Annotated in this window: 6 protein-coding genes; all 6 read left to right on the forward strand. The window is 70.4% G+C overall.

Annotated elements, in window-relative coordinates; translation table 11 throughout:
• Window positions 1-194, forward strand: a 194-nt coding sequence (locus G6030_RS05930) for a Trp biosynthesis-associated membrane protein (protein ID WP_182642496.1), incomplete at its 5' end; no start/stop codon positions are given.
• 98 nt (window positions 195-292) lie between these two features.
• Window positions 293-1,105, forward strand: a complete 813-nt coding sequence (trpC, locus tag G6030_RS05935; protein WP_182642497.1) for an indole-3-glycerol phosphate synthase TrpC — start codon at window positions 293-295, stop codon at window positions 1,103-1,105.
• A gap of 67 nt (window positions 1,106-1,172) precedes the next feature.
• Window positions 1,173-2,468: a tryptophan synthase subunit beta gene (trpB, locus tag G6030_RS05940; protein ID WP_182642499.1), complete on the forward strand. Its 1,296-nt coding sequence runs from the start codon at window positions 1,173-1,175 to the stop codon at window positions 2,466-2,468.
• Window positions 2,465-3,253, forward strand: coding sequence for a tryptophan synthase subunit alpha (gene trpA / locus G6030_RS05945; RefSeq protein WP_063973181.1), 789 nt, complete (start codon window positions 2,465-2,467; stop codon window positions 3,251-3,253). Before trpB ends, trpA begins: the two co-directional genes overlap by 4 nt.
• On the forward strand, window positions 3,250-4,155 hold the full coding sequence (gene lgt, locus G6030_RS05950; protein ID WP_182642498.1) for a prolipoprotein diacylglyceryl transferase: 906 nt from the start codon (window positions 3,250-3,252) through the stop codon (window positions 4,153-4,155). The genes trpA and lgt overlap by 4 nt, the downstream gene beginning before the upstream one ends.
• A 46-nt stretch (window positions 4,156-4,201) precedes the next feature.
• Complete coding sequence (pyk, locus tag G6030_RS05955) at window positions 4,202-5,620, forward strand: pyruvate kinase (RefSeq protein WP_007632833.1); 1,419 nt, start codon at window positions 4,202-4,204, stop codon at window positions 5,618-5,620.
• Window positions 5,621-5,997 lie beyond the last annotated feature (377 nt).

Consider the following 5,997-nt stretch of genomic DNA (forward strand, 5'->3'; position numbering starts at 1 on the left):
CCGGCGCGGCCGCGCTGCTCGCGGCGGGGATCGTCGTCCTCGCGCGGCCGGCGCGTCCGGTGCGGCGCGACGACCGGTACGTCACGCCCGCCGTACGTCGCGGAACCGGCGGAGAACCGAGGGATGGCGCGGACGGCGACGCCGGTCGTGACCTCTGGTCGGAGCTCGACGAAGGACGCGATCCGACCGGTTGACCGCGACGGGGTGGACCCGATTCGGGAACCCGGCTCCGGACCTCTATTGTTGATCTCGATCACACTTTCCGCCCCGATCACTGCTGAGGGAGGTCACGGTGGGTACCGTGCTGGACTCGATTCTCGACGGGGTCCGCGAGGACGTCGCGGCCCGCGAGGCCGTCATCGACCTGGAGTCGGTGAAGAAGGCGGCCCTGTCCGCCCCGGACCCGCTCGATGCGCTCAAGGCGCTGCGCGACCCGGGTGTGGGCGTCATCGCCGAGGTGAAGAGGGCGAGCCCGTCCAAGGGGGCGTTGGCCGACATTCCCGATCCGGCGGTGCTGGCCCGCATGTATGAGGACGGCGGGGCGCGGATCATCTCGTGCCTGACCGAGGAGCGACGCTTCCACGGCAGCCTGGCCGATCTCGACGCGGTCCGGCGCGCGGTCGACATCCCGGTCCTGCGCAAGGACTTCGTCGTGGGGCCGTACCAGATCCACGAGGCGCGGGCGCACGGAGCGGACCTGGTCCTGCTCATCGTGGCCGCCCTCGAGCAAGACGCCCTGGTGTCGCTGCTGGACCGTACCGAGTCGCTCGGGATGAGCGCGCTGGTGGAGGTCCACACCGAGGAGGAGGCGGACCGCGCCCTGGAGGCCGGAGCGAGCGTCATCGGCGTCAACGCCCGCAACCTCAAGACCCTCGAGGTCGACCGGGACGTGTTCTCCCGCGTCGCGCCGGGCCTGCCGTCGGACGTCGTGAAGATCGCCGAGTCGGGTGTCCGGGACGCCTCCGACCTCCTGGCGTACGCCAGCGTGGGAGCGGACGCGGTCCTCGTCGGCGAGGGACTGGTGACGCAGGGCGACCCGCGTGCGGCCTGCAACGCGCTGGCCACGGCGGGTGCTCACCCCTCCTGCCCGCAGGGACCCCGCTAGGCCCCGGTGGTGGGCTTCCGGCAGACTGGGAGTCGTGAACTCCAAGGATCTGACGTCACTGCCCACGATGGGGGAGGTGCTCCGGACAGCCACCGGACACGAGCCTGACCAGCGCGGCCACTGGGGGCCGTTCGGGGGCCGTTACGTTCCCGAGGCGTTGATGGCGGTCGTGGACGAGGTGACCGACGCCTACGCCAAGGCCCGCGCGGACGAGGAGTACCTCGACCAGCTGGACCGGCTGCAGAAGCACTATTCGGGTCGGCCGTCCCCTCTGTACGAGGCCACGCGGTTCGGCGAGGAGATCGGCGCCCGGGTCTTCCTCAAGCGCGAGGACCTCAACCACACCGGCTCGCACAAGATCAACAACGTGCTCGGTCAGGCGCTGCTCGCCCAGCGGATGGGTAAGAACCGCGTCATCGCGGAGACCGGCGCCGGCCAGCACGGGGTGGCCACCGCCACCGCGTGTGCGTTGCTGGGGTTGGAGTGCAAGATCTACATGGGCGCGGTGGACGTGTGTCGTCAGGCGCTCAACGTCGCCCGGATGCGTCTGCTGGGCGCGGAGGTCGAGGCCGTCGAGATCGGCTCGGCCACGCTCAAGGACGCGATCAACGAGGCGATGCGCGACTGGGTCGCGCACGCCGACGACACCTACTACGCGTTCGGCACGGCGGCCGGGCCGCACCCGTTCCCGACGATGGTCCGCGACTTCCAGCGGATCGTCGGTGCCGAGGCGCGGGTGCAGATCCTCGAGCAGGCGGGACGGCTGCCGGACGCCGCGGTCGCCTGCGTCGGCGGTGGTTCCAACGCGATCGGCCTGTTCCACCCGTTCATCGAGGACGAGTCCGTGCGCCTCGTCGGCTGCGAGGCCGGCGGTGACGGTGTGGAGACCGGGCGTACCGCGGCGACCGTCAACGCCGGCCGGCCCGGCGTGTTCCAGGGCTCGTACGCCCACCTCATGCAGGACGAGGACGGTCAGACGATCGAGTCGCATTCCATCTCCGCCGGCCTGGACTACCCGGGCGTCGGTCCGGAGCACTCGCGGCTGTCGGAGATCGGTCGCGCCGAGTACCGGCCGATCACCGACGCCCAGGCGATGGACGCCTTCGCGCAGTTGTGCCGTACGGAGGGCATCATCCCGGCCATCGAGTCCGCGCACGCGGTCGCGGGAGCGGCCCAGCTCGCCGCCGAGGGGGTCGGCCTGCTCCTGGTCAACGTTTCCGGCCGCGGGGACAAGGACGTCGACACCGCCGCGCGGTGGTTCGGGTTGTTGGGCGGTGGTGAGCCGCCGGAGGCCGGGGTGGATTCGAGCCAGGGTGCCGACGACGGCGAGGGTGCGTACGCGGACGGGGGAGTCGAGGGATGAGCGTTCTCAGCGACGTGTTCGAGCGGTGCCGGGCGGAGAACCGGGCCGCGCTCATCGGCTACTACCCGGCCGGGTACCCGACCCTCGAGGGATCGATCGAGGCCGTCCGGACGATGGTCGAGGGCGGCTGCGACATCATCGAGGTCGGCATCCCCTACTCCGACCCCATGATGGACGGCCCCACCATCCAGGCCGCCGCGGACACCGCCCTCGAGGCGGGATTCCGGGTCGCGGACACCTTCGAGGTCGTCCGGGCGGTCGCTGACGCCGGCGCGGTGCCCGTGGTGATGACCTACTGGAACCCCGTCCTGCAATACGGGGTCGACCGCTTCGCCGCCGATCTCGCGGCGGCCGGCGGCACCGGCGTGATCACTCCCGACCTCATCCCCGACGAGGCGGACGACTGGATCGCCGCCTCCGACGCGCACGGCATCGACCGGGTCTTCCTCGTGGCCCCGTCGTCCACCCCGGAACGGCTGGCGATGACGCTGTCGCGCACGGGTGGCTTCGTCTACGTCCAGGCGGTGATGGGGGTGACCGGCGCGCGGGACGTCGTTTCGGACGCGCCGCGCACGCTCACCCGGCGCGTACGCGAGATATCCGATCTGGCCTGTGGTGTGGGTCTGGGTGTGCGGAACGGCGACCAGGCCGCCGAGATCGCCTCCTACGCCGACGGCGTCATCGTCGGCTCGGCGCTCATCACGGCGGCGACCGAGGGGCCGGACGCGCTCCGGCGTCTGACGGCGGAGCTGGCCGAGGGTGTTCGCCGCGGGGTGTCGTCGTGATCCCGAGTCCACCCCAGGGCGTGTGGGAGATCGGCCCGTTCCCCTTGCGCGCCTACGCGTTGTGGATCATCCTCGGCATCGTCATCGCCGTCTGGTGGGGCGAGAAGCGCTGGGTCGCGCGTGGTGGGCGGGCGGGCGTCGTGCTCGACACCGCACTGTGGGCGATCCCGTTCGGTCTCATCGGCGGGCGCATCTACCACGTGGCCACCGACTGGTACCGCTACTTCGGCGAGGGTCGCAACCCGGTCGACGCGCTGAAGATCTGGGACGGCGGCCTGGGCATCTGGGGCGCCGTCGCGTTCGGTGCGCTCGGGGCCCACATCGGACTGCGGCAGCAGGGGATCCGGGCCCTCGGCGCACTGGGGGACTCGATCGCGCCGGGCGTCGTGCTCGCGCAGGGCATCGGCCGTCTCGGGAACTACTTCAACCAGGAGCTCTACGGACGCGAGACAGACGTGCCGTGGGCCCTGGAGATCTACCAGCGCTACGACGAGGCGTACGGCTACTCCGAGACCATCGGGCGTTCCACCGGGCAGGTGCTGGCGACGGTGCACCCCACGTTCCTCTACGAACTGCTGTGGAACGTCCTCGTCGCGGTCGCGCTGGTGCTGATCGACCGCCGGTTCAGGCTCGGACACGGCCGGCTCTTCGCCCTCTACGTGGCGCTGTACTGCTTCGGCCGGTTCTGGGTCGAGTTGCTGCGCGCCGACGCCGCCACCGAGGTGTTCGGCCTCCGGATCAACACGATCGTGTCGCTGGTCGTCATGATCGCCGCGCTGCTGTACTTCTGGCGTGCCCGCCGCGGCCGTGAGGCCCCCTCGGAGCTGCGCGCTCCCGGCGATCCCGTGGACGAGTCGGTGGGGGACGGCCCGACGGACGCACCCCCGTTGTCCGGCCGTTGACGTCGGGTTAACCGGCCAGCCGGTCGAGGGGACTAGATTGGGTCGGGTGAATCGTCGTACCAAGATCGTCTGCACCCTGGGTCCCGCCGTCGCCTCGGAGGCCGGCATCCGTGAGCTGGTCGACGCGGGGATGGATGTCGCCCGCCTCAACTTCAGTCACGGAGAGCATGCCGACCACGAGGCCAACTACAAGTGGGTCCGCAAGGCCTCCGACGAGTCCGGACGCGCGGTCGGCGTGCTCGCGGACCTCCAGGGCCCCAAGATCAGGCTGGGCCGGTTCATCGAGGGCCGGCACGAGTGGGCGGAGGGCGACCACGTCGTCATCACCGTCGCGGACGTCGAGGGCACCAAGGACCGCGTCTCCACCACGTACAAGGGTCTCGCGGCCGACGCGCGCCCGGGGGACCGCCTGCTGGTGGACGACGGGAACATCGGCTTGACCGTCGAGCGGGTCGAGGGCGACGACGTGCACTGCGTCGTCACCGAGGGCGGCACCGTGTCCAACAACAAGGGCGTCTCGCTTCCGGGCATGAACGTCTCCGTGCCCGCACTGAGCGAGAAGGACATCGCCGACCTGAGGTTCGCCCTCGCTCTGGGCGTCGACTTCATCGCGTTGTCCTTCGTGCGGTCCCCCGCGGATGTCGACCTCGTGCACGAGGTGATGGACGAGGTGGGCATCCACGTCCCCGTCATCGCCAAACTCGAGAAGCCCGAGGCCGTCAAGAACCTCGAGTCCATCGTGCTGGCGTTCGACGCCATCATGGTGGCGCGCGGGGACCTGGGCGTCGAGCTGCCGCTGCAGGAGGTCCCGCTGGTCCAGAAGCGGGCCATCCAGATCGCCCGCGAGAACGCCAAGCCGGTCATCGTGGCCACGCAGATGCTCGAGTCGATGATCACCAACTCCCGGCCCACGAGGGCGGAGGCCTCCGACGTGGCCAACGCCGTCCTCGACGGGGCGGACGCGGTCATGCTCTCCGGCGAGACTTCCGTGGGCAAGTACCCCATCGACGCCGTGCGGACGATGTCCTCCATCGCGCTGGCGGTGGAGTCGGATTCCACCGCCGCACCCGACCTGGTCCACATCCCGCGCACCAAGCGTGGCGTGATCTCGTACTCGGCGCGCGAGATCGGCGAGCGGCTCGGGGCGAAGGCGCTCGTCGCGGTCACCTCCACCGGTGACACCGTCCGGCGTCTCGCCCGCCTGCACAGTCACCTGCCACTCATCGCCATCACCGGCGATCCGCGCATCCGCAGTCAGCTGTCGCTGACGTGGGGAACCGAGACCTTCCTCACCGACCGCGTCACCGAGACGGCGGAGCTGGTGAAGGTCACCGACGAACTCCTGCTCCCGGTCGAGGGATACAACGAGGACGACCTCATCGTGATCGTCGCCGGCAACGTGCCGGGGGTGGAGGGGTCGACCAACTTCATCCTCGTGCACCGGATCGGCGAGGCCGACCACTGAACAGGGCGGGGACGAGGCGTCGACCGCCTGTAGTCACCATCTGATAACACCCGGAAGCGCCGGTGAGCACCCCCGCTCACCGGTGCTTTCGTCTGAGTTCGTGCTTTTGATGTGACAGCGCCGAGACAATTCTGTTACCTTCTTGGAGGCCACCGGGGAAGCCGGTCGGCTCACCGCTTCACCCCTCTAGACCCCGAGGTTTCCCCTGATGTCCGACGCCACTCGCATCACCTTCGCCGAGCTCGCAGACCGACTCGGCGTCGAGGGTTCCGGCGCGACCGCCGGTCGCCACCGTGCAGCCCGTTCCTCCAACGCCGTGGGCCGCCTCGTCGCCGGCACCGTCGCCGGCGCGGCCCTCACCGGCGGCGCGGCCCTCG

Source organism: Dietzia sp. E1 (genome assembly GCF_014145015.1).
In the GTDB taxonomy this organism is placed as follows: Bacteria; Actinomycetota; Actinomycetes; order Mycobacteriales; family Mycobacteriaceae; genus Dietzia; species Dietzia cinnamea_A.

Excerpts from the sequence above, each read along its gene's own strand:
- trpA (WP_063973181.1), top strand. The coding sequence starts at position 2,465 with ATGAGCGTTCTCAGCGACGTGTTCGAGCGGTGCCGGGCGGAGAACCGG.
- trpB (WP_182642499.1), top strand. The coding sequence starts at position 1,173 with ATGGGGGAGGTGCTCCGGACAGCCACCGGACACGAGCCTGACCAGCGC.